20 protein-coding genes and 2 pseudogenes are annotated in these 21,361 nt (G+C 32.3%); 15 read left to right on the top strand and 7 right to left on the bottom strand.

The features are described from left to right. The first annotated feature begins 1 nt into the window (after position 1). The 11 genes from ccrB to HMPREF3031_RS09520 all read left to right on the top strand — a co-directional run bounded on the left by ccrB (position 2) and on the right by HMPREF3031_RS09520 (position 10,090). Positions 2 to 1,630 carry a cassette chromosome recombinase CcrB gene (gene ccrB / locus HMPREF3031_RS09570; RefSeq protein ID WP_001186596.1) on the top strand — a complete coding sequence of 543 codons (1,629 nt, stop codon included), beginning with the start codon at positions 2 to 4 and terminating at the stop codon, positions 1,628 to 1,630. 470 nt (positions 1,631 to 2,100) lie between these two features. Then, positions 2,101 to 2,451 carry an SAUGI family uracil-DNA glycosylase inhibitor gene (locus tag HMPREF3031_RS09565; protein ID WP_000171449.1) on the top strand — a complete coding sequence of 117 codons (351 nt, stop codon included), beginning with the start codon at positions 2,101 to 2,103 and terminating at the stop codon, positions 2,449 to 2,451. Positions 2,452 to 2,535: 84 nt separating this feature from the next. Next, on the top strand, positions 2,536 to 2,847 hold the full coding sequence (locus HMPREF3031_RS09560; RefSeq protein ID WP_000833212.1) for a DUF960 family protein: 312 nt from the start codon (positions 2,536 to 2,538) through the stop codon (positions 2,845 to 2,847). Between the two features lie 18 nt (positions 2,848 to 2,865). Continuing rightward, positions 2,866 to 3,387: a DUF1643 domain-containing protein gene (locus tag HMPREF3031_RS09555; protein ID WP_000836008.1), complete on the top strand. Its 522-nt coding sequence runs from the start codon at positions 2,866 to 2,868 to the stop codon at positions 3,385 to 3,387. A gap of 1 nt (position 3,388) precedes the next feature. Further along, entirely contained in the window at positions 3,389 to 3,595 is a 207-nt protein-coding gene (locus tag HMPREF3031_RS09550; protein WP_001077283.1) for a hypothetical protein, read from the top strand. After that, complete coding sequence (locus HMPREF3031_RS09545; protein ID WP_000088091.1) at positions 3,588 to 3,911, top strand: JAB domain-containing protein; 324 nt, start codon at positions 3,588 to 3,590, stop codon at positions 3,909 to 3,911. Before HMPREF3031_RS09550 ends, HMPREF3031_RS09545 begins: the two co-directional genes overlap by 8 nt. Positions 3,912 to 4,105: 194 nt before the next feature. Then, positions 4,106 to 5,998, top strand: a complete 1,893-nt coding sequence (locus HMPREF3031_RS09540) for a site-specific integrase (RefSeq protein ID WP_002485298.1) — start codon at positions 4,106 to 4,108, stop codon at positions 5,996 to 5,998. Between the two features lie 6 nt (positions 5,999 to 6,004). Beyond that, positions 6,005 to 6,382 carry a DUF6262 family protein gene (locus HMPREF3031_RS09535; protein WP_001041908.1) on the top strand — a complete coding sequence of 126 codons (378 nt, stop codon included), beginning with the start codon at positions 6,005 to 6,007 and terminating at the stop codon, positions 6,380 to 6,382. A gap of 237 nt (positions 6,383 to 6,619) precedes the next feature. Further along, positions 6,620 to 6,985 (top strand): ArsR/SmtB family transcription factor, encoded by a 366-nt coding sequence (locus HMPREF3031_RS09530; protein ID WP_000159127.1) that lies wholly within the window; start codon positions 6,620 to 6,622, stop codon positions 6,983 to 6,985. Then, complete coding sequence (locus HMPREF3031_RS09525) at positions 6,978 to 9,392, top strand: cadmium-translocating P-type ATPase CadA (protein ID WP_000378485.1); 2,415 nt, start codon at positions 6,978 to 6,980, stop codon at positions 9,390 to 9,392. The genes HMPREF3031_RS09530 and HMPREF3031_RS09525 overlap by 8 nt, the downstream gene beginning before the upstream one ends. A gap of 80 nt (positions 9,393 to 9,472) precedes the next feature. After that, complete coding sequence (locus HMPREF3031_RS09520) at positions 9,473 to 10,090, top strand: CadD family cadmium resistance transporter (RefSeq protein WP_000562107.1); 618 nt, start codon at positions 9,473 to 9,475, stop codon at positions 10,088 to 10,090. Positions 10,091 to 10,363: 273 nt separating this feature from the next. Here HMPREF3031_RS09520 and HMPREF3031_RS09515 read toward each other — a convergent pair. Both HMPREF3031_RS09515 and cstR read right to left on the bottom strand, forming a co-directional pair. Continuing rightward, positions 10,364 to 11,002: pseudogene (locus HMPREF3031_RS09515) on the bottom strand (sulfite exporter TauE/SafE family protein); the annotation flags it as partial. Continuing rightward, on the bottom strand, positions 11,002 to 11,262 hold the full coding sequence (cstR, locus tag HMPREF3031_RS09510; RefSeq protein WP_000220507.1) for a persulfide-sensing transcriptional repressor CstR: 261 nt from the start codon (positions 11,260 to 11,262) through the stop codon (positions 11,002 to 11,004). The pseudogene HMPREF3031_RS09515 and the gene cstR, both read right to left, overlap by 1 nt. Before the next feature lie 135 nt (positions 11,263 to 11,397). Here cstR and HMPREF3031_RS09505 point away from each other — a divergent pair, with 135 nt between their 5' ends. Both HMPREF3031_RS09505 and cstB read left to right on the top strand, forming a co-directional pair. After that, a complete protein-coding gene (locus tag HMPREF3031_RS09505) occupies positions 11,398 to 12,462 on the top strand; it encodes a DsrE/DsrF/DrsH-like family protein (protein WP_070724848.1) in 1,065 nt (354 codons plus the stop codon). A gap of 32 nt (positions 12,463 to 12,494) precedes the next feature. Next, positions 12,495 to 13,829 (top strand): annotated as a pseudogene (cstB, locus tag HMPREF3031_RS09500) (persulfide dioxygenase-sulfurtransferase CstB). Between the two features lie 113 nt (positions 13,830 to 13,942). On the opposite strand, the gene HMPREF3031_RS09490 reads toward cstB, so the two are convergent. Beyond that, positions 13,943 to 15,091 carry an ROK family transcriptional regulator gene (locus tag HMPREF3031_RS09490; protein ID WP_000427807.1) on the bottom strand — a complete coding sequence of 383 codons (1,149 nt, stop codon included), beginning with the start codon at positions 15,089 to 15,091 and terminating at the stop codon, positions 13,943 to 13,945. Between the two features lie 319 nt (positions 15,092 to 15,410). Between HMPREF3031_RS09490 and psm-mec the strand changes: the two genes are divergently transcribed. Continuing rightward, positions 15,411 to 15,479: a phenol-soluble modulin PSM-mec gene (psm-mec, locus tag HMPREF3031_RS13290; RefSeq protein WP_014532405.1), complete on the top strand. Its 69-nt coding sequence runs from the start codon at positions 15,411 to 15,413 to the stop codon at positions 15,477 to 15,479. An 84-nt stretch (positions 15,480 to 15,563) separates the two neighbouring features. Here the strand turns inward: psm-mec and mecI are convergent, their stop codons facing one another. Both mecI and mecR1 read right to left on the bottom strand, forming a co-directional pair. Beyond that, positions 15,564 to 15,935, bottom strand: coding sequence for a mecA-type methicillin resistance repressor MecI (mecI, locus tag HMPREF3031_RS09485; RefSeq protein ID WP_000369214.1), 372 nt, complete (start codon positions 15,933 to 15,935; stop codon positions 15,564 to 15,566). Beyond that, positions 15,935 to 17,692 (bottom strand): beta-lactam sensor/signal transducer MecR1, encoded by a 1,758-nt coding sequence (gene mecR1 / locus HMPREF3031_RS09480; RefSeq protein ID WP_000952923.1) that lies wholly within the window; start codon positions 17,690 to 17,692, stop codon positions 15,935 to 15,937. The genes mecI and mecR1 overlap by 1 nt, the downstream gene beginning before the upstream one ends. A 96-nt stretch (positions 17,693 to 17,788) precedes the next feature. On the opposite strand from mecR1, the gene mecA reads away from it, so the two are divergent. Next, positions 17,789 to 19,798: a PBP2a family beta-lactam-resistant peptidoglycan transpeptidase MecA gene (gene mecA / locus HMPREF3031_RS09475; RefSeq protein WP_083317890.1), complete on the top strand. Its 2,010-nt coding sequence runs from the start codon at positions 17,789 to 17,791 to the stop codon at positions 19,796 to 19,798. 45 nt (positions 19,799 to 19,843) lie between these two features. On the opposite strand, the gene HMPREF3031_RS09470 is transcribed toward mecA, so the two are convergent. Then, complete coding sequence (locus tag HMPREF3031_RS09470; protein WP_000872606.1) at positions 19,844 to 20,272, bottom strand: MaoC family dehydratase; 429 nt, start codon at positions 20,270 to 20,272, stop codon at positions 19,844 to 19,846. A 96-nt stretch (positions 20,273 to 20,368) separates the two neighbouring features. Beyond that, complete coding sequence (locus tag HMPREF3031_RS09465; protein WP_000958858.1) at positions 20,369 to 21,112, bottom strand: glycerophosphoryl diester phosphodiesterase; 744 nt, start codon at positions 21,110 to 21,112, stop codon at positions 20,369 to 20,371. Positions 21,113 to 21,361: the final 249 nt, after the last annotated feature.

The raw sequence follows: 21,361 nt of genomic DNA, 5'->3' as shown, positions 1-21,361 counted from the left end.
CATGCAACAACTCAAACAAAAACGTGTCGGTATCTATGTTCGTGTATCAACGGAAATCCAAAGTACTGAAGGCTATAGTATCGATGGACAAATCAATCAAATTCGAGAATATTGTGATTTCAATAACTTTGTTGTTGTAGATGTATACGCGGATAGAGGTATCTCTGGAAAATCTATGAACCGACCAGAACTACAACGTTTGTTAAAAGATGCGAACGAAGGTCAGATTGATTCTGTTATGGTCTACAAAACAAACCGACTAGCACGTAACACTTCTGACTTACTCAAAATTGTTGAAGACCTTCATCGTCAAAATGTCGAATTCTTCAGCTTATCTGAGCGTATGGAAGTCAATACAAGCAGTGGTAAATTGATGCTACAAATTCTAGCGAGTTTTTCAGAATTTGAAAGAAATAATATTGTCGAAAATGTATTCATGGGTCAAACCCGACGCGCTCAAGAAGGCTATTATCAAGGCAATTTGCCGCTGGGCTATGACAAAATACCGGATAGCAAGCATGAACTCATGATAAACCAACATGAAGCGAATATTGTCAAATATATATTTGAGTCATATGCTAAAGGCCACGGATATCGTAAAATTGCGAATGCACTCAATCACAAAGGATACGTGACTAAAAAAGGAAAGCCTTTCAGTATTGGTTCAGTGACCTATATCTTATCTAATCCATTCTATGTTGGTAAAATTCAATTCGCAAAGTACAAAGATTGGAATGAAAAGCGTCGTAAAGGGCTGAATGATAAACCAATAATAGCTGAAGGTAAGCATTCCCCTATTATTATTCAAGACTTATGGGATAAAGTCCAATTACGTAAAAAACAAGTCAGTCAAAAACCTCAAGTCCACGGTAAAGGAACTAATCTATTAACAGGTATCGTTCATTGTCCACAATGTGGTGCACCAATGGCAGCTAGTAACACAACGAACACATTGAAAGATGGTACCAAGAAGCGAATACGTTATTATTCTTGCAGTAACTTCCGAAACAAAGGCTCAAAAGTATGTTCTGCGAATAGCGTTAGAGCTGATGTGATTGAGAAATACGTCATGGATCAAATACTCGAAATTGTCAAAAGTGATAAAGTCATTAACCAAGTCTTAGAACGTGTCAATCAAGAAAATAAAGTCGATATTGGTGCATTGAACCACGATATCGCTTATAAACAACAACAATACGATGAAGTCAGCGGGAAACTCCATAATTTAGTTAAAACCATTGAAGATAATCCGGACCTAACATCTGCATTGAAAGCAACTATTCATCAATATGAAACACAACTCAATGACATTACAAATCAAATGAATCAACTCAAACAGCAACAAAATCAAGAGAAACTATCTTATGATACGAAACAAATCGCTGCCCTATTACAACGAATATTTCAAAATATAGAATCAATGGATAAAGCACAACTCAAAGCATTATATCTTACAGTCATTGACCGTATTGATATTCGTAAAGACGGTAATCATAAAAAACAGTTCTACGTTACACTAAAACTCAATAATGAAATTATTAAACAACTTTTCAATAATACCCCTCTCGACGAAGTGCTCCTCAGCACTTCGTCTTTATTTTTGCCTCAAACGCTCTTTCTTCAAATCTAATATCTATGTACTGTCCTTTCGTCATTCAATAACACCCATCTAACGAATCTTTTCAACATACTAACAAGTCACAACTCAATGTGAAGCTTATATTGTATGACGAAAGAACATCCCAAAATAAAATATGAACGGGATAGCAATGGGATTTGATAAATACATGTAGGATAAGGATTACGCAAGCGTAATCCCGAAATCCCATTATTATTTATAAATAAATAATATAAAAAGAAAAAGTAAGTCGTACTGACACCACCAAATCCAAATGATATATAAATATATCGCTATATTTCCTGAGAAATGAGCGGGATAATGGGATTTCCTTGTCATATCAACAATTGTGATAATTTTCTATTGGGATATTTTCTTAATAACAATGGGATTCACAAACGAAACAAAATTTTTTTGAAGCATATATTATCTATATGGTGTATTACATGTATACATCAAAAACATTATAGGAGGTCATAACCATGACACTAGAAAAACAACTCAAAGAGTATATAACTAACTTATTCAATCTGCCAAAGGACGAAAAATGGGAATGTGAATCTATCGAGGAAGTGGCAGATAATATCCTTCCTGATCAATATATCAGACTTGGTCCGCTTACCAACAAAATCCTTCATACGTATACTTACTACTCTGACACACTTCATGAAAGGCATATATACCCCTTTATCCTCTACTATCAAAAACAACTTATTGCGATTGGTTATATTGATGAAACAAACGATATGGACTTCTTATATCTTCATAACACAGTTATGCCACTACTAGATCAAAGACACTTACTTGAAAAGGAGAATTATAATAATGAATAAATGGATACACATAGCTCAGATAAGCGTCACAGTCATTACAGAAGTTATTACAATAATGAAAGATATAGAAAAGGAGAAATGAGCATGAAACGTTATATTACACGTAGTATTGCCAATTACTTGCCAGCAATGTTGCAGCAACAGTTATGGAAACTTGTAGCGCAACGCGAAAACGAACAATTCAAGGAACTAGAAGAGATTGATTACTTTCATATATTCCAGTTCAATATGCATAATAGTCAATTATATATCAAACATAAGCAAGAACGTCCAGAGTACGTAAAAATTCATAAGGCAAATTATTCAAAAGCTATCAATATTAATAAGGTCTACATTATCCGAGAAGATGATGTAGACCTTTCTTATTACGTCATGTTGTTACCTGAAGAATATTAAATAAAGGAGTTAGATAAAATGAAATCAATCAAAAGTGTATTAGAAACTGAAGCGATATTTAGTCAGGATAAAATGCATCGTTATCTTCTCAAGAAAACTTGGGATATTGATAAAGAAGTACTTACAATTATAACGATGTATCCTCATTATGATGGTGTTATCAACGTTGACCTTACAACACAACTTATTGTCAATAAAGTAGCTGAAAAAGATGAATATGGTGGCGTTAATTTTATAAATCTTTTTTCAAATATTGATACCCCCATTAATTTAAAACATATCGAAAACAGCCATGACAAGCACACGGATATTCACATTATGAAAGCTGTCAAAGAAGCCGATAGTGTTTTATTGGCTTGGGGTTCCTACGGAAAAAAACCTCTTGTGGAAAATCGAGTGAATGAAGTATTAGACATGTTAAAACCTCACAGTAAGAAAATCAGTATATTAACAAATCCTCAAACAAATGAAATCATGCATCCATTAAATCCATACGCTAGAAAGGCATGGACAATTAAACCATTAAAGGAGACTAAATAGAATGAATCAAACATGGAAAGAAGTATACCAATATTTAATGCATCAACCACACATCGATGTTATTAAAGGCATTATCGCCTTTTCATCAAACAAAAAAAATAATTCAGAATTAGATGAGCTATATTCCATTTATATGAATGATGATTCTATCACATCCATTGTTCACCCTGACTTAATAGAAAGTATAGAGCTTATCCATAATGAGTAGAAAAAGAATAGATGTTGTCAAAGTCCAAATGGTTAAAGAAGATACACTTTGGTATTTAAAAAGACGTATTGAAGAACCAAAAGACGCTGCTGATATTATGCGTGACTTCATAGGAAATGCTGACCGAGAACACTTCATTTTAATTTGCTTGAATAGCAAAAATGAACCTACACATATTGAAACCGTCTCTATAGGAACCATTAATTTTGCGGTTATACATCCTCGAGAAATATTTAAAACAGCCATATTAAGTAACGCAACGGGTATGATTATTGGCCATAACCACCCAAGTGGAGACATATTAACCATAGTATAATAAATAATAGTAGTTAAAGTAGTTCAGGAGGAGATGTTAAAGGGAGATTTTACTTTAAATAAAAATTAACAAGGTTTATAATTTGTAGTACTTAAAGTGTTTAAAGAGGGGGGCGCGTGTGAGGGTTCAAAGGATAGAAGTGGAGAATAAGCCGTATCCATTGTATTTATTACTAGATAAAGAATACCAGCTAAATGAATGCTTCTAGTAAAAGGAAAATTATCAGTCAGAGTGAGATCAGCAAAAAAATAGCTGTAATGAATGAAGAAATGCAAGGGTTTTGGGCTAATAATAGTTGGGATATAAGAAAATGTCCACATCCTTCTGCCATAGAATTAAGTAAGAATCCTGCTTTAAGAAATCGTTGGGTTCGTTTTGAACGTGTTAAAAATCTGTGGTTAAGAACAGAATTGAAATATTTTTATTTTTACCATTTAAACAATGGAATATGGAATGCAAAAACTGTCTGGATTAGAAAAGGAACAGTAATTAATAAAATGTTGGATTTTTTAGATTTAAAGTATCCCAGCATTACTTCAATTACTGAAGTTCCTATTGATAAAGCAATGACGGAGTATAGAACATATTTGACAAAACAGGGTGTTAGAATTACCACCACTAATTATAAGATTACTGCTAATCAAGAAAAAACACCTGTAAAAGCTAATTCTTACTATGTTACTAATCTTAAACAATTTATTGAGTTTTATGAGGATTTTTATTTTGATGGAGAGGAGTGGGATAAAGACGTTTGGGATAGACGAAACTTACCTTTGCCAGATGATAAGGTTAACCCAACACAATATGAATATACAATTAACTTTAAAGGGTTTCGGAATACATATTTTAAACAGCTTGTAAAAAGATATTGTAAGTTAAGATTGAACATGGATAGCTTTTCCTATGTAAGTGATATTGCCCAAAAACTTAAAGAGTTCTTTAATTTTCTGGACATAAAGTTTAAACACGTTCAGAGAGTACACCAATTAACGAGAGTGGAAATTGAAGCATATTTAAGTGAACTAAACATGATGGGGATAAAACCTAGTACAATAACTGGGAGGATCTCTATATTGGAAGGACTATTTAGTACCCTTCATAGGCTAGAATGGGATGATGTTCCTTCCAAATTATTAATTTATCCCGAGGACTATCCGAAAATACCAAGAGCAAAACCTCGCTTTATAGACGAATTCGTTCTAGAGCAATTGAACAGTCATCTTGATAAATTACCCGAATATATAGCTACGATGACTATGATTGTTCAAGAATGTGGAATGAGGATAAGTGAATTGTGCACCTTGAAAAAAGGCTGTTTATTAGAGGACAAAGATGGAGATTACTTTTTAAAGTATTATCAATGGAAAATGAAAAAGGAGCATATAGTTCCAATATCTAAAGAGGTAGTTTTACTTATTAAAGTTCGGGAAGATAAAGTTTCAGAGGAATTTCCAGATAGTGAATACCTCTTTCCAAGAAAAGATGGATCGCCATTAAAACAAGAAACATTTAGAGGCGAATTAAATAAATTAGCTTATGAGCAAAATATAGTGGATAAATTAGGCGAGATTTATAGATTCCATGCCCATGCCTTTCGCCATTCAGTAGGAACAAGAATGATTAACAACGGGGTGCCCCAGCATATTGTGCAGAAATTTTTGGGACATGAAAGCCCAGAAATGACAAGCAGATACGCTCATATCTTTGATGAAACTCTAAAAAATGAATTTACTAAATTTCAAGAAAAACTGGTTACCAATAATGGAGATGTGCTCAATCTAGATGATGATAGTGAAGTCGATGATGTAGAGCTTCAATGGTTCAAGAAAAATATAAATGCACAAGTGCTTCCAAATGGTTATTGTAGATTGCCAGTAATAGCAGGTGGTTGTCCACATGCGAATGCATGCTTAGATTGCACTCACTTCTGTACCAGTAAGCAATTCTTACCACAGCACGAAGAACAGTTAGAGCGTACAGAAGAGTTATTAACCATAGCAAAGGATAAACAATGGCAAAGACAAATAGAGACTAATAGCCGTGTTAAAGAGCGTTTAGAACAAATCATTGGAAGTTTAACGGGGTAATTATCAATGAATAAACAAGTTAGAAATACAACAGAAATTGTACGTTTGGCGAAGCAGAAATCACAAAAGACAAGAGAAAAAGTAGACAAAGCGATTTCTAAATTTTCGATTGAAGGTAAAGCTATTAATTTTAATTCAATAGCAAAGGAAGCTAATGTTTCTAAATCATGGCTTTATAAGGAACACGATATTAGGCAAAGAATCGAATCCCTTCGTGAGCGTCAAATAACATCAAATGTAGTCTCAAAACCCAAGAAAAGTTCTCGTTCGGAGGAAATCCTTATAAAAACCTTAAAAAGAAGAGTTATGGAATTAGAAAAAGAAAATAAAAAATTACAGAACCAAATTCAAAAATTATATGGAGATCTGTATAATAAAGAGTAGTTTTTATTATTAATCTGTAGACAGATTGTGAAAGGATGCACTTAAACTAACGGGGCAGTTATGTTTAAGATACTTTAAAATTTGGTTAAAATCTCCGAAAGGATTGGTTTCTAACATTAGAAACCAATCCTTTTTAATATTAATTATATATCATTCAAACAATCATTTGACTATTTGTTTATAGTGGGATATATTATAATCATCAAACAAACAGTCATTTGAATAAGGAGGGTAATTATGACAAAAGATATGTGTGAAGTTACCTATATTCATGAAGATAAGGTAAACAGGGCTAAAAAAGACCTTGCTAAACAGAATCCTATGGATGTAGCGAAAGTTTTTAAGGCTCTATCAGATGATACAAGAGTTAAAATTGCTTATGTTTTGTCTTTAGAGGGAGAGTTATGTGTTTGTGATGTAGCTAATATCATTGAATCTTCAACGGCTACGGCATCCCATCATTTAAGATTATTGAAAAATTTAGGTATAGCAAAATACCGTAAAGAAGGAAAATTAGTCTATTATTCACTAGATGATGAGCATGTTAAACAGCTTGTAGAAAAAGCTTTCTTGCATCAAAGGGAGGTTGCTAGTATTGGATAGTTCAACAAAAACATTAACAGAAGATAAACAGGTTTACCGTGTGGAGGGTTTCTCGTGTGCGAATTGTGCTGGGAAGTTTGAAAAAAATGTAAAAGAACTATCAGGGGTGCATGATGCTAAAGTCAATTTCGGAGCTTCCAAAATTGATGTCTTTGGCAGTGCAACCGTTGAAGATCTGGAAAAGGCTGGTGCTTTCGAGAATCTTAAAGTGGCACCAGAGAAGGCTAGAAGAAGGGTCGAACCAGTGGTAACAGAAGATAAAAATGTTTACCGTGTGGAGGGATTTTCTTGCGCAAACTGTGCTGGGAAGTTTGAAAAAAATGTAAAACAACTAGCTGGAGTTCAGGATGCAAAAGTGAACTTTGGCGCTTCTAAAATTGATGTATATGGAAACGCATCGGTTGAAGAGCTTGAAAAAGCAGGTGCTTTCGAGAATCTTAAGGTAATTCCTGAAAAACTGGCGAATCCATCGATACAAGCGGTCAAAGAAGACACTAAGGCTCCTAAAGAAGAGAAAATACCGTTTTATAAAAAACACAGCACATTGCTGTTTGCCACATTACTGATTGCTTTTGGTTACCTTTCTCACTTTGTAAATGGAGAAGATAACCTTGTAACGTCCATGTTATTTGTAAGTTCGATTGTAATTGGCGGATATTCACTATTTAAAGTTGGTTTTCAAAATTTGATACGCTTTGATTTCGACATGAAAACCCTGATGACCGTTGCAGTTATTGGAGCTGCCATCATTGGTGAATGGGCAGAGGCATCCATTGTTGTCATTCTCTTTGCAATCAGTGAAGCACTTGAACGTTTTTCTATGGATAGAGCAAGACAGTCCATTCGTTCATTGATGGATATTGCCCCAAAAGAAGCACTTGTTAGGCGGAATGGTCAGGAAATAATGATCCATGTGGACGATATTGCCGTGGGTGATATTATGATCGTCAAACCAGGGGAGAAAATTGCCATGGATGGGATCATTATAAATGGTGTGTCGGCTGTCAACCAGGCTGCTATAACAGGAGAATCTGTCCCTGTTGCCAAAACGGTAGATGATGAAGTATTTGCAGGCACGCTTAACGAAGAGGGACTACTTGAAGTAAAAATCACCAAATACGTAGAGGATACAACTATCTCCAAGATTATTCATCTGGTTGAGGAAGCACAAGGGGAGCGCGCTCCAGCGCAAGCATTCGTAGATAAATTTGCGAAATATTATACGCCGATCATTATGGTTATTGCGGCGCTCGTTGCAGTCGTTCCACCTTTATTCTTTGGTGGAAGTTGGGATACTTGGGTTTATCAAGGATTAGCGGTACTTGTAGTTGGATGTCCGTGTGCATTAGTTATTACTACTCCAATCTCGATTGTCTCGGCAATTGGAAATGCAGCTAAAAAAGGTGTGTTGATTAAAGGCGGTGTCTATCTAGAGGAATTAGGAGCCATTAAGGCAATCGCATTTGATAAAACAGGAACACTGACAAAAGGTGTACCAGTGGTAACAGATTTTAAAGTGTTAAATGATCAAGTGGAAGAAAAAGAGCTGTTTTCCATTATTACAGCTTTAGAATATCGATCACAACATCCACTTGCTTCAGCAATAATGAAGAAAGCAGAGCAAGATAATATTACTTATTCCGATGTTAGAGTGAAGGACTTCACTTCTATTACAGGTCGGGGCATTCAAGGGAATATAGATGGAACAACCTATTACATTGGCAGTCCAAGGCTTTTTAAAGAATTAAATGTTTCCGATTTTAGCCTTGAGTTTGAAAATAAAGTGAAAGTTTTACAAAACCAAGGGAAAACGGCCATGATTATTGGAACGGACCAAACAATCCTCGGCGTGATTGCTGTAGCAGATGAGGTCCGCGAAACAAGTAAAAATGTGATTCTAAAACTTCATCAGTTAGGAATCAAGCAAACAATTATGCTGACAGGTGATAATCAAGGTACCGCAGAAGCAATCGGTGCTCATGTAGGCGTTTCTGATATTCAGTCCGAATTGTTGCCACAGGATAAGTTGGACTATATTAAAAAAATGAAAGCCGAGCATGGTAATGTAGCTATGATTGGCGATGGCGTCAATGATGCTCCTGCACTTGCTGCATCCACTGTTGGCATTGCAATGGGCGGTGCTGGAACAGATACTGCCATCGAGACAGCTGATATTGCATTAATGGGAGATGATTTAAGTAAGCTTCCATTTGCAGTAAGACTTAGCAGGAAAACGCTAAATATCATCAAAGCGAACATCACGTTTGCCATCGGAATTAAGATAATTGCCTTACTATTGGTTATTCCAGGCTGGCTAACCCTTTGGATTGCGATTCTTTCCGATATGGGAGCCACTATTTTGGTAGCATTAAATAGTTTGCGACTGATGAGAGTGAAGGATAAATAGGTACTATATGTGTGCAATTTACGGAAGGACTTTTCATTTTGAAGAAAAGTCCTATCCCTAAAATATTTGGAGATGATAAAATGATCGCGACGATACTGACGGCTACTGCGGTATATGTAGCAACAGGAATTGATTATCTCGTCATATTAATTCTTTTGTTTTCGCAAGTAAAAAAAGGTCAGGTAAAACATATTTGGATAGGACAATATATAGGGACTGCAATTGTGATAGGAGCAAGTCTTTTAGTTGCACAGGGGGTTGTAAATTTAATTCCTCAGCAATGGGTTATCGGACTACTTGGACTTTTACCACTTTACCTAGGCGTGAAAATATGGATTAAAGGAGAAGAGGATGAAGATGAAAGTAGCATTTTATCTTTATTCTCCTCTGGAAAATTTAATCAGTTATTTTTGACGATGATTTTCATCGTATTGGCTTCCAGTGCGGATGACTTTTCCATTTATATACCGTACTTCACGACCTTAAGTATGTCTGAAATCTTTATTGTCACTATTGTCTTTCTAATTATGGTTGGAGTTTTGTGCTATGTCAGTTACCGTCTAGCTTCCTTCGATTTTATATCGGAAACAATTGAGAAATATGAACGTTGGATTGTACCAATTGTATTCATTGGGCTAGGTATTTATATATTGTTTGAAAATGGAACATTCAATGCTCTGATTTCATTTCTTCTTTGAAGTGGCGAATCCAAACCATAAAGTAAAGTATAAAGAGGTTATCCTATTGATTGGGATAACCTTTTTATATTTAACTAATTATCATTTACGTTAAACACATGTACTTAAAGTAAGAACATTGATTTAAACCATTTTTTTCATAATTTACTCTTGATAAGATCCGACACCTTCTCCAGGAGATATCAAAATAACTCAGAGAATAAAAGAGATTAGTGAAATGATGGGCATTATATTATATGACCACATAATATTTTCAGAAAATGATCATCATTCAATTATCAAAAAAATTGCACTTTCTACTGGTATATATCCTTGCATTAATTTTATAAAAAATGCCCCTACTGAAGATATAAAAGCAATTGCTATGCTATTGTTCACTACCGTATTCATTGGTAATTTAAATAATGCTAATAATACAGGAATGATGATAAATGCTCCACCTGCACCCACAATTCCCGAAATTACACCAATTCCAAATCCAACTATAATAAATAGCAAAGGTTTAGATTTCGTCTCTTGTGTAGTAGGTTTAACTTTAATAAACATCAATATTAAAGCAAGTATGGCGATTATTACATATACCGTATTTACAAAAGTAGCATTAAACAAACTAGCTAAAATTGCCCCTAACATGCTTCCAATCAACATACCCCCTCCCATATATATAACAAGTTTAGGAGAGAAAGCTGGTTGTTTTCTTGCATTTAATGATCCACTAAGTGTACTGAAAAATACTTGACTAGAGGTAAGTCCCGAAGCAATATATGCACTATACGCAGGTATACCTATTAATGGTGGCAATATAAGAATAGCTGGGTAAATAATAATTGCGCCCCCAATACCTATTAATCCAGATATAAATCCACCCAGTACGCCAATTAGCAACATAATAGTCATATTTGCTATATCCATTATTTACTTTTAACTAATAAATTAACTGCTTCATTAATTAATTCTTGAGAACTTTCATTATTTTCTTCTGCTGTTTTAACGCATTCTATTAAATTTTCACTAATTATAATCCCCATTAAACGTTGTATAGAACCTTTAGATGCACTAAGTTGCGTAATTATATCTTTGCAATCTTTTTCTTCTTCCATCATTTTTACGACACCATTTAATTGACCTTGTATTCTATTTATACGATTAATCATTTTTTTATCATAAGTCATATTCATTTCCTCCACATAAATTGATTAAGTTAATAATAATAAATTAAAACAAAATTGTCAAATACCCCTATAGGTATTTGGCAAATGATTCTATCCGTTTTATTATACCCTCATAGGTATTTATAGGAGGTAAGTATGGAACAATACAAAGAAGTACACATTAATTCATTAAACAAAGAAGAATTAGAAAAATTGGCAAAAATGGGTCAATTGATTGATGTTAGAACAAAAGAAGAATATGAATTAGGACACATTAACGGTTCAACTTTACACCCAGTAGAAGAGATTAAATCATTCAATAAGAATAGCAACAAAACGTATTATATACATTGTAAAAGCGGTAACCGAAGCACTAAAGCTTGCGATTATTTAGCCAAACAAGGTTATGATGTCGTGAATTTAAAGGGTGGATATAAAGATTATGAAGCAAAGAACTTCAATAGTGCTCCTTTAATAGAAAAAGATATTGAAATCAAAGAGAATCGTAAACAATTTGATTTTAGAGGTCTTCAGTGCCCTGGACCTATTGTTAATATCAGTAAAGAAATTAACAATATTTCAACGGGTGAGCAAATCGAGGTAACAGTTACAGATCCTGGTTTCAATAGTGATATTAAAAGTTGGGCGAAACAAACAGGGAATACCCTTGTAAATCTTACTGAAGAAGCAAATGTAATTAATGCAATTATTCAAAAAGAAAAGCCAAAAGAATTTGAAATCAATGACACTGCTACAGGTACAACAATTGTTTTATTTAGCGGTGAGTTAGATAAGGCAGTAGCAGCAATGATCATCGCAAATGGCGCTAAAGCAGCAGGTAAAGATGTAACTATTTTCTTTACTTTTTGGGGCCTCAACGCATTAAAAAAAGCGCAATCAATTCGCGTTAAAAAGAAAGGTATTTCCAAAATGTTTGACCTTATGTTACCTAAGGATCCAATACATATGCCATTATCAAAAATGAATATGTTTGGACTAGGTAATATTATGATGCGTTATGTAATGAACAAGAAAAATGTTGATTCTTTATACTCACTTATCGATCAAGCAATCGATCAAGATATAAAGTTAATTGCTTGTACCATGAGTATGGATGTTATGGGAATTTCAAAAGAAGAATTAAGAGATGAAGTCGATTATGGTGGCGTAGGTACTTATATTGGACATACTGAGCAAGCAAATCATAACTTATTTATCTAATCAATAAAATCTATTTTAAAAAGGAGTTTTTTTTGTTTTTCAAACAATTTTATGAAGACAATTTTTCACAAGCATCTTATTTAATTGGATGTCAACGTACAGGAGAAGCAATGATTATTGACCCTATACGAGATTTAACAAAATATTTAAAAGTTGCAGATAAAGAAGGATTCACAATTACTAAAGCTGCAGAAACACATATTCATGCTGATTTTGCTTCAGGTATTAGAGATGTGGCAAATAAATTGAATGCAAGTATATACGTATCTGATGAAGGTAAAGATGAATTTAATTATAAAAATATGCCTAAACAAACACATTTCGTTAAGCATCAAGATATTATCTATTTAGGAAAGATTAAATTAGAAGTCTTACACACTCCAGGCCATCCCCCTGAGAGTATTAGTTTTTTACTTACTGACGAAGGTGGGGGTTCCAGTATACCAATGGGATTATTTAGCGGTGACTTCATCTTTGTTGGTGATGTAGGTAGACCAGATCTATTAGAAAAAGCTGTAAATGTTGAAGGTTCTACAAAAATCGGAGCAAAACAAATGTATCAGTCCATACAATTTGCTGCAACATTACCAGACTATATTCAAATTTGGCCAGGTCATGGTGCAGGGAGTCCTTGTGGTAAAGCGCTAGGTTCATTACCTACAACTACTTTGGGTTATGAGAAAATAAACAACTGGGCTTTTAATGTTAAAGATGAAACTTCATTTATCGAAACTTTAACACTCAATCAGCCAGCTCCACCACACCATTTTTCACAAATGAAAAAAATAAATCAATTTGGTATGCAAATGTACCAACCATATAATGTTTACCCTAGTTCAAGCAATACACAAACTGCTTTTGATCTTCGAAGTAAAGAAGCATTCCATGGTGGTCATATGCATGGAACTATCAATATTCCTTTTAATAAAACTTTTATAAATCAAATTGGTTGGTATTTAGATTATGACTAAGATATTGAATTAATTGGCGATAAATCTACCGTTCAACAAGCTATTCATGCTTTACAATTAATTGGTTTTGAAAATGTAAAAAGTTACCGTTTGCCACAAACAAATATCGTCACATCATCTATTCATAGTTCTGAAATGACTGGTGAAGAACATAATGTATTAGATGTTCGTAATGATGATGAATGGCGTAAAGGTCATTTAAAACAAGCAATTCATATTCCTCACGGTAAACTTTTAAATGAAGATATACCTTTCGATAAAAATGACCTAATTTATGTACATTGTCAATCAGGTGTTAGAAGTTCAATAGCGGTAGGAATATTAGAATATAAAGGATTTACGAATATTGTTAACGTTAGAGGTGGCTATCAACATTTACCAGCATTTTTAAAATAGTTTTCTTCTGCAATAGAACTATAAAAATCCCTCAATCCGAAAATTCAATTCGGATTGAGGGATTTTTTTATAAAGACAATTACGAACTTTGATTATTCATTTGAATTAGTTTTTTATGCTTTTATATCTAAGTAAATATCATTAATCTGTAGTACTTTTTGGATAATTGCTAATGTACCACCTAGCAAAGTTGCAAATTTGACATTAGATGTTAACTTTATTTGAATTTCGTTACGTGAATATTGTTTGAACTGGTTCTTAATTGCTTCTAATATTTCAGGCATTTCATTGAACAATGGACAGTTAATGTAAATTGCATTCGGATTAAACTGGGTGTTTAAATTATGTATTAAAACAGCAATTTTATTTATAAATTGTTCCATTTCTTCAACTACGACTGGATTTTTTTCATTATAAAATTGAATTAATTTGCTAAGCGTCATCTTCTCATTTAGTTGATTACTTAAATTATGCAGTAAAGCTTCTTGTGAAAAAATATCTTCAATCTTATGAAAGATCTCCACATTATCGCTAACTTTTGAGACAAGTGTTTTTCCAATTTCACCCGCTTCCCCATTTGCACCACGATACAATTGATTATTAATAATAAGCCCAGCACCAATACCTTTATGTATACTTAAAGCAATAAGATTATTGTAGGATAAATTATGATTAAAATTACGTTCATATAACGCTGAAAGATTCGCTTCATTTTCAACTACGACTGGAACATTAGTAATTTCTTTTATTTTCTTAGCAATTGAAATTCCTTCAGTTTCATGGAATGGTAAATATGTCACATGCTGCTCATTATCCACAACTCCATGTATAGAAACAGACACACCTAATAGTCCGTTATAAGTATCAAGTTTCTCCTGAATATCAATATGTTTTTTTATTATGCTTAATATACTACTAACCTTTTCATCAGGTAAATCATAAGATTCATGCTTAATGACATTACCATCAAAATAATTGTACATCACTTCAACAGAACTATAAGTTAAATCCAAAGAAATAAAATAACCATAAAGATGATTAACCTTCAGAAGAATAGGTTTTCTACCACCACTCTTCGTGCTATCACCCTCACCAACCTCATTAACAAGAGATTTATACTTTAACTTATTCAAAATACTAGAAATCGTTGCCTTATTAATCTCAAGATTTTTAGATATTTGAGTACGCGAAATATTATGATGGTTATAAATTTCCCTTAGCACTCTTTTTTCATTATCATTTATATTTAAAATATTTTCCATAATTGCCTACCCCATAAGTTATTTTGAATTTAGTTTATAGTTTATCATGTATTTTTATACCAACTATTTTAACATAAATTAAATTAAACCTTAGAACAACTTAAAACCTCACTTAGGTTATCATCTTCGTTCTTTTATTTTTTTTATTATTTCAATAAATTACGTATTTCCAATATGACGATTTTTTATGCAAAGTCGTTGTATGTTTTTCAAATTTTTGACATTTATGCAATCTAAATAGCCAATTAGGGAATTTTTAACATTTTTTATTTGTTTGATATTATACTTAATGTATCTTAAATAGAAAAAGGGTATGCATATGGATTTCACTGGTGTTATTACAAGCATTATTGATTTAATCAAGACTTGCATTCAGGCTTTCGGTTAATTTTTTCAACTAAAAAACAGAGGAAATATTCAACGACTTGATTGTTTCCTCTGTTTTCTATGTATTGTTGTAAACACAACAATTTTATTTTTTATTCAATATATTTCTCAATTCTTCTATTTCATCTTGTGATAGATCTTCTTTTTCTACAAAGTTTAAGACAAGTGAATTGAAACCGCCTTTGTATACTTTATTGATAAAGTTTTTAGATGTTTTATATTTTATATCACTTTCTTCTACAAGAGAGTAATATTGAAAAATTTTATTGTCTTTTTTACGATCTATAAATCCCTTTTTATACAATCTCGTTATAAGTGTACGAATGGTTTTTGGACTCCAGTCCTTTTGCATTTGTATTTCTTCTATTATATTATTCGCACTTGCATATTTTTTCATCCAAATGATATTCATAACTTCCCATTCTGCAGATGATATTTCATACGTTTTATTATCCATTATATTAACTCCATTTCTTTTAAAATACGCTCAGAAATTTGTTGTGCTTTTTCGCCATTCGCATTGTCTTCGCCTTTTAAATGTGTAGCAAAATAATACGTATTATCTTTCGTTTCAACATAACCTACGAACCATCCATTTGCTTCTTTGTGATTCACGATTCCTGTTCCAGTTTTACCTACATATTTATAAGTATCTTTTTGTTTCAAAGTCATACTATTTTCAACTTTTTCAATAGCCTTATTATCAAAATGCATGTTATGTTGTTTCATATTTTTCAACAAATTAACCTGTTCTATTGCAGAAATTTTTAATGAAGATTCATTCCAATAATTTTCATTCCCTGATATTTCTTCATTACCATATTCAATTAGATCTAAATAAGATTTAACCTCATCTTGTCTTAAATGTTTGTTTAAATTTTCGTAATACCAATTTACTGAATATTTCATTGAAGAATTTAAATTTTGATCTTGGTTCCATTCTTTAAATGGATATTGATGTTTATCCCATTGTTGTTCAGTATGATTTAATGAGAGTAAATTTTGGTCGAATGCCATTAACGCTAAATAAATTTTGTAAGTAGAATTAGGTGAATATCGTTGTTTACTTTCTGGTTCATTATAAATAGAATAAGCTTGCTCCCGTTCATTATAAAGCACAAAACTTCCATCAAATCCTTTGAAATACGGAGCTAGTTGATTTAATTTTTTATATGATACATTTGTTTCATATTTGTCTTGTTGAACATGTGCAGATAGTAACGGTGCTTGTATTAAAAGCGATATACTACATACAATATACGCAACAATACGCTTGTTTCGATTAGGTTTAGGCATTGAATCATAAAGTGCAATATACTTAACACGTTCTTTAATATTTGAATTAAAACCTAGTAAATATTGTGCTGCCACATTATTTATGTGCTGAGATTTTAAAATAGAGCATTTTAATATCGATTCACCATAACGTATATGTTCATGGCGATTCAAAATTTTTAAAACGTTTCTATCACATACTTTTTCACAGTCATTGTCCATCATTGTTTTACTTATATATAGTGCAGGATTAAACCAGAATATCATTTTAAAAACAACATAAAGCTGGTTGAATATTAAGTCATGACTTTTCACATGTGATAGTTCATGTAGAATAATATATTCAATTTCTTTGTCATTCATGGTTTCGACTACGACAGTTGGTAGTACAATTTGGGATTTCACTAAACCAAATACCATCGGATTATCAATGTTTGAACTATAACTAATTGTTATATGCTTTTTGTAGAACTGCATCTTACTTTGACATACTTTAAGTCGTTCATTAAGATATGACGATTCCAATGACGAACTTTTAATAACATCAATTTGTCGGAATGCCTTAATCATATAAAATAAGCACAACAAACTACCAAATACCCATATCAAAAGAATCATATACGTTATATTTGAGGTCTCAAACTGATTAACATTAATTGCTAAGTCTTTCGTAACAGATGATTGTTGACCATCTAACATATGACTAACCGAAGAAGTCGTGTCAGATACATTTCGATTCATCATATCTTTTGAAAATGTAAAATTCGATATTTTGTAAAATGGTATTAATGGAATTAACGTGGAGACGAGCACTAATAACCAAATCTTATGTGACATAATATTTTGAGTATATTTTATATAGAGCATTCTCACTAAAAAAATTACACATATCGTGAGCAATGAACTGATTATACTTAACATTAAAAAAGATGATAACACCTTCTACACCTCCATATCACAAAAATTATAACATTATTTTGACATAAATACTACATTTGTAATATACTACAAATGTAGTCTTGTATAAGGAGGATATTGATGAAAAAGATAAAAATTGTTCCACTTATTTTAATAGTTGTAGTTGTCGGGTTTGGTATATATTTTTATGCTTCAAAAGATAAAGAAATTAATAATACTATTGATGCAATTGAAGATAAAAATTTCAAACAAGTTTATAAAGATAGCAGTTATATTTCTAAAAGCGATAATGGTGAAGTAGAAATGACTGAACGTCCGATAAAAATATATAATAGTTTAGGCGTTAAAGATATAAACATTCAGGATCGTAAAATAAAAAAAGTATCTAAAAATAAAAAACGAGTAGATGCTCAATATAAAATTAAAACAAACTACGGTAACATTGATCGCAACGTTCAATTTAATTTTGTTAAAGAAGATGGTATGTGGAAGTTAGATTGGGATCATAGCGTCATTATTCCAGGAATGCAGAAAGACCAAAGCATACATATTGAAAATTTAAAATCAGAACGTGGTAAAATTTTAGACCGAAACAATGTGGAATTGGCCAATACAGGAACAGCATATGAGATAGGCATCGTTCCAAAGAATGTATCTAAAAAAGATTATAAAGCAATCGCTAAAGAACTAAGTATTTCTGAAGACTATATCAAACAACAAATGGATCAAAATTGGGTACAAGATGATACCTTCGTTCCACTTAAAACCGTTAAAAAAATGGATGAATATTTAAGTGATTTCGCAAAAAAATTTCATCTTACAACTAATGAAACAGAAAGTCGTAACTATCCTCTAGGAAAAGCGACTTCACATCTATTAGGTTATGTTGGTCCCATTAACTCTGAAGAATTAAAACAAAAAGAATATAAAGGCTATAAAGATGATGCAGTTATTGGTAAAAAGGGACTCGAAAAACTTTACGATAAAAAGCTCCAACATGAAGATGGCTATCGTGTCACAATCGTTGACGATAATAGCAATACAATCGCACATACATTAATAGAGAAAAAGAAAAAAGATGGCAAAGATATTCAACTAACTATTGATGCTAAAGTTCAAAAGAGTATTTATAACAACATGAAAAATGATTATGGCTCAGGTACTGCTATCCACCCTCAAACAGGTGAATTATTAGCACTTGTAAGCACACCTTCATATGACGTCTATCCATTTATGTATGGCATGAGTAACGAAGAATATAATAAATTAACCGAAGATAAAAAAGAACCTCTGCTCAACAAGTTCCAGTTTACAACTTCACCAGGTTCAACTCAAAAAATATTAACAGCAATGATTGGGTTAAATAACAAAACATTAGACGATAAAACAAGTTATAAAATCGATGGTAAAGGTTGGCAAAAAGATAAATCTTGGGGTGGTTACAACGTTACAAGATATGAAGTGGTAAATGGTAATATCGACTTAAAACAAGCAATAGAATCATCAGATAACATTTTCTTTGCTAGAGTAGCACTCGAATTAGGCAGTAAGAAATTTGAAAAAGGCATGAAAAAACTAGGTGTTGGTGAAGATATACCAAGTGATTATCCATTTTATAATGCTCAAATTTCAAACAAAAATTTAGATAATGAAATATTATTAGCTGATTCAGGTTACGGACAAGGTGAAATACTGATTAACCCAGTACAGATCCTTTCAATCTATAGCGCATTAGAAAATAATGGCAATATTAACGCACCTCACTTATTAAAAGACACGAAAAACAAAGTTTGGAAGAAAAATATTATTTCCAAAGAAAATATCAATCTATTAACTGATGGTATGCAACAAGTCGTAAATAAAACACATAAAGAAGATATTTATAGATCTTATGCAAACTTAATTGGCAAATCCGGTACTGCAGAACTCAAAATGAAACAAGGAGAAACTGGCAGACAAATTGGGTGGTTTATATCATATGATAAAGATAATCCAAACATGATGATGGCTATTAATGTTAAAGATGTACAAGATAAAGGAATGGCTAGCTACAATGCCAAAATCTCAGGTAAAGTGTATGATGAGCTATATGAGAACGGTAATAAAAAATACGATATAGATGAATAACAAAACAGTGAAGCAATCCGTAACGATGGTTGCTTCACTGTTTTATTATGAATTATTAATAAGTGCTGTTACTTCTCCCTTAAATACAATTTCTTCATTTTCATTGTATGTTGAAAGTGACACTGTAACGAGTCCATTTTCTTTTTTTATGGATTTCTTATTTGTAATTTCAGCGATAACGTACAATGTATTACCTGGGTATACAGGTTTAATAAATTTAACGTTATTCATTTGTGTTCCTGCTACAACTTCTTCTCCGTATTTACCTTCTTCTACCCATAATTTAAATGATATTGAAAGTGTATGCATGCCAGATGCAATGATACCTTTAAATCTACTTTGTTCTGCTTTTTCTTTATCTATATGCATATATTGAGGATCAAAAGTTGTTGCAAATTGGATAATTTCTTCTTCTGTAATATGAAGGCTTTTTGTTTTGAATGTTTCTCCTACTATAAAATCATCGTATTTCATATATGTCTCTCTTTCTTATTCAAATTAATTTTTTAGTATGTAACATGTTAAAGGTAAGTCTACCGTCACTGAAACGTAAGACTCACCTCTAACTTTCTATTGAGACAAATGCACCATTTTATCTGCATTGTCTGTAAAGATACCATCAACTCCCCAATTAGCAAGTTGGTTTGCACGTGCTGGTTTGTTTACAGTCCATACGTTCAATTCATAACCCGCTTCTTTTACCATTTTTACTTTTGCTTTAGTAAGTTTGGCATCTTCAGTGTTTACTATTTTAGCATTACAGTAATCTAAAAGTGTTCTCCAGTCTTCACGAAACGAAGTTGTATGGAATATAACTGCTCTGTTATATTGTGGCATGATTTCTTCTGCAAGTTTAACAAGCACAACATTAAAGCTTGAAATGAGCACTTCTTGATTCTGATTTAAGTTTGTTAATTGTTCTTCCACTTGCTTAACCATACTTTTAGAAAGTGCTAGTCCATTCGGTCCAGTAATACCTTTTAATTCTACATTTAAATTCATATTATATTCATTTGCTATTTTTACTACATCATCGAAAGTTGGCAAATGTTCATCTTTGAATTTTTCACCAAACCAAGATCCTGCAGAAGCATCTTTAATTTCATCATAATTCAATTCAGTTATTTCCCCGGACATATTTGTAGTCCGTTCTAAATAATCATCATGAATGATAATCAGTTGTTCATCTTTTGTAATTGCAACATCTAACTCCAACCAGTTTATACCTTCTACTTCTGAAGCAGCTTTAAATGATGCAATTGTATTTTCCGGAGCTTTACTAGGTAATCCTCTATGTCCATATACAGTTAGCATATTACCTCTCCTTGCATTTTTATTTTTTTAATTAACGTAACTGTATTATCACATTAATCGCACTTTTATTTCCATTAAAAAGAGATGAATATCATAAATAAAGAAGTCGATAGATTCGTATTGATTATGGAGTTAATCTACGTCTCATCTCATTTTTAAAAAATCATTTATGTCCCAAGCTCCATTTTGTAATCAAGTCTAGTTTTTCTGTACCCCTTATCTGCAATTTTACTTAGGATTGCTTTTAAC

The sequence above is a fragment of the Staphylococcus sp. HMSC072B07 genome, assembly GCF_001815505.1.
Taxonomy (GTDB): domain Bacteria; phylum Bacillota; class Bacilli; order Staphylococcales; family Staphylococcaceae; genus Staphylococcus; species Staphylococcus simulans.
The sequence above is the reverse complement of the archived record's forward strand: the minus strand, read 5'-3'. Positions and strand labels throughout refer to the sequence as shown.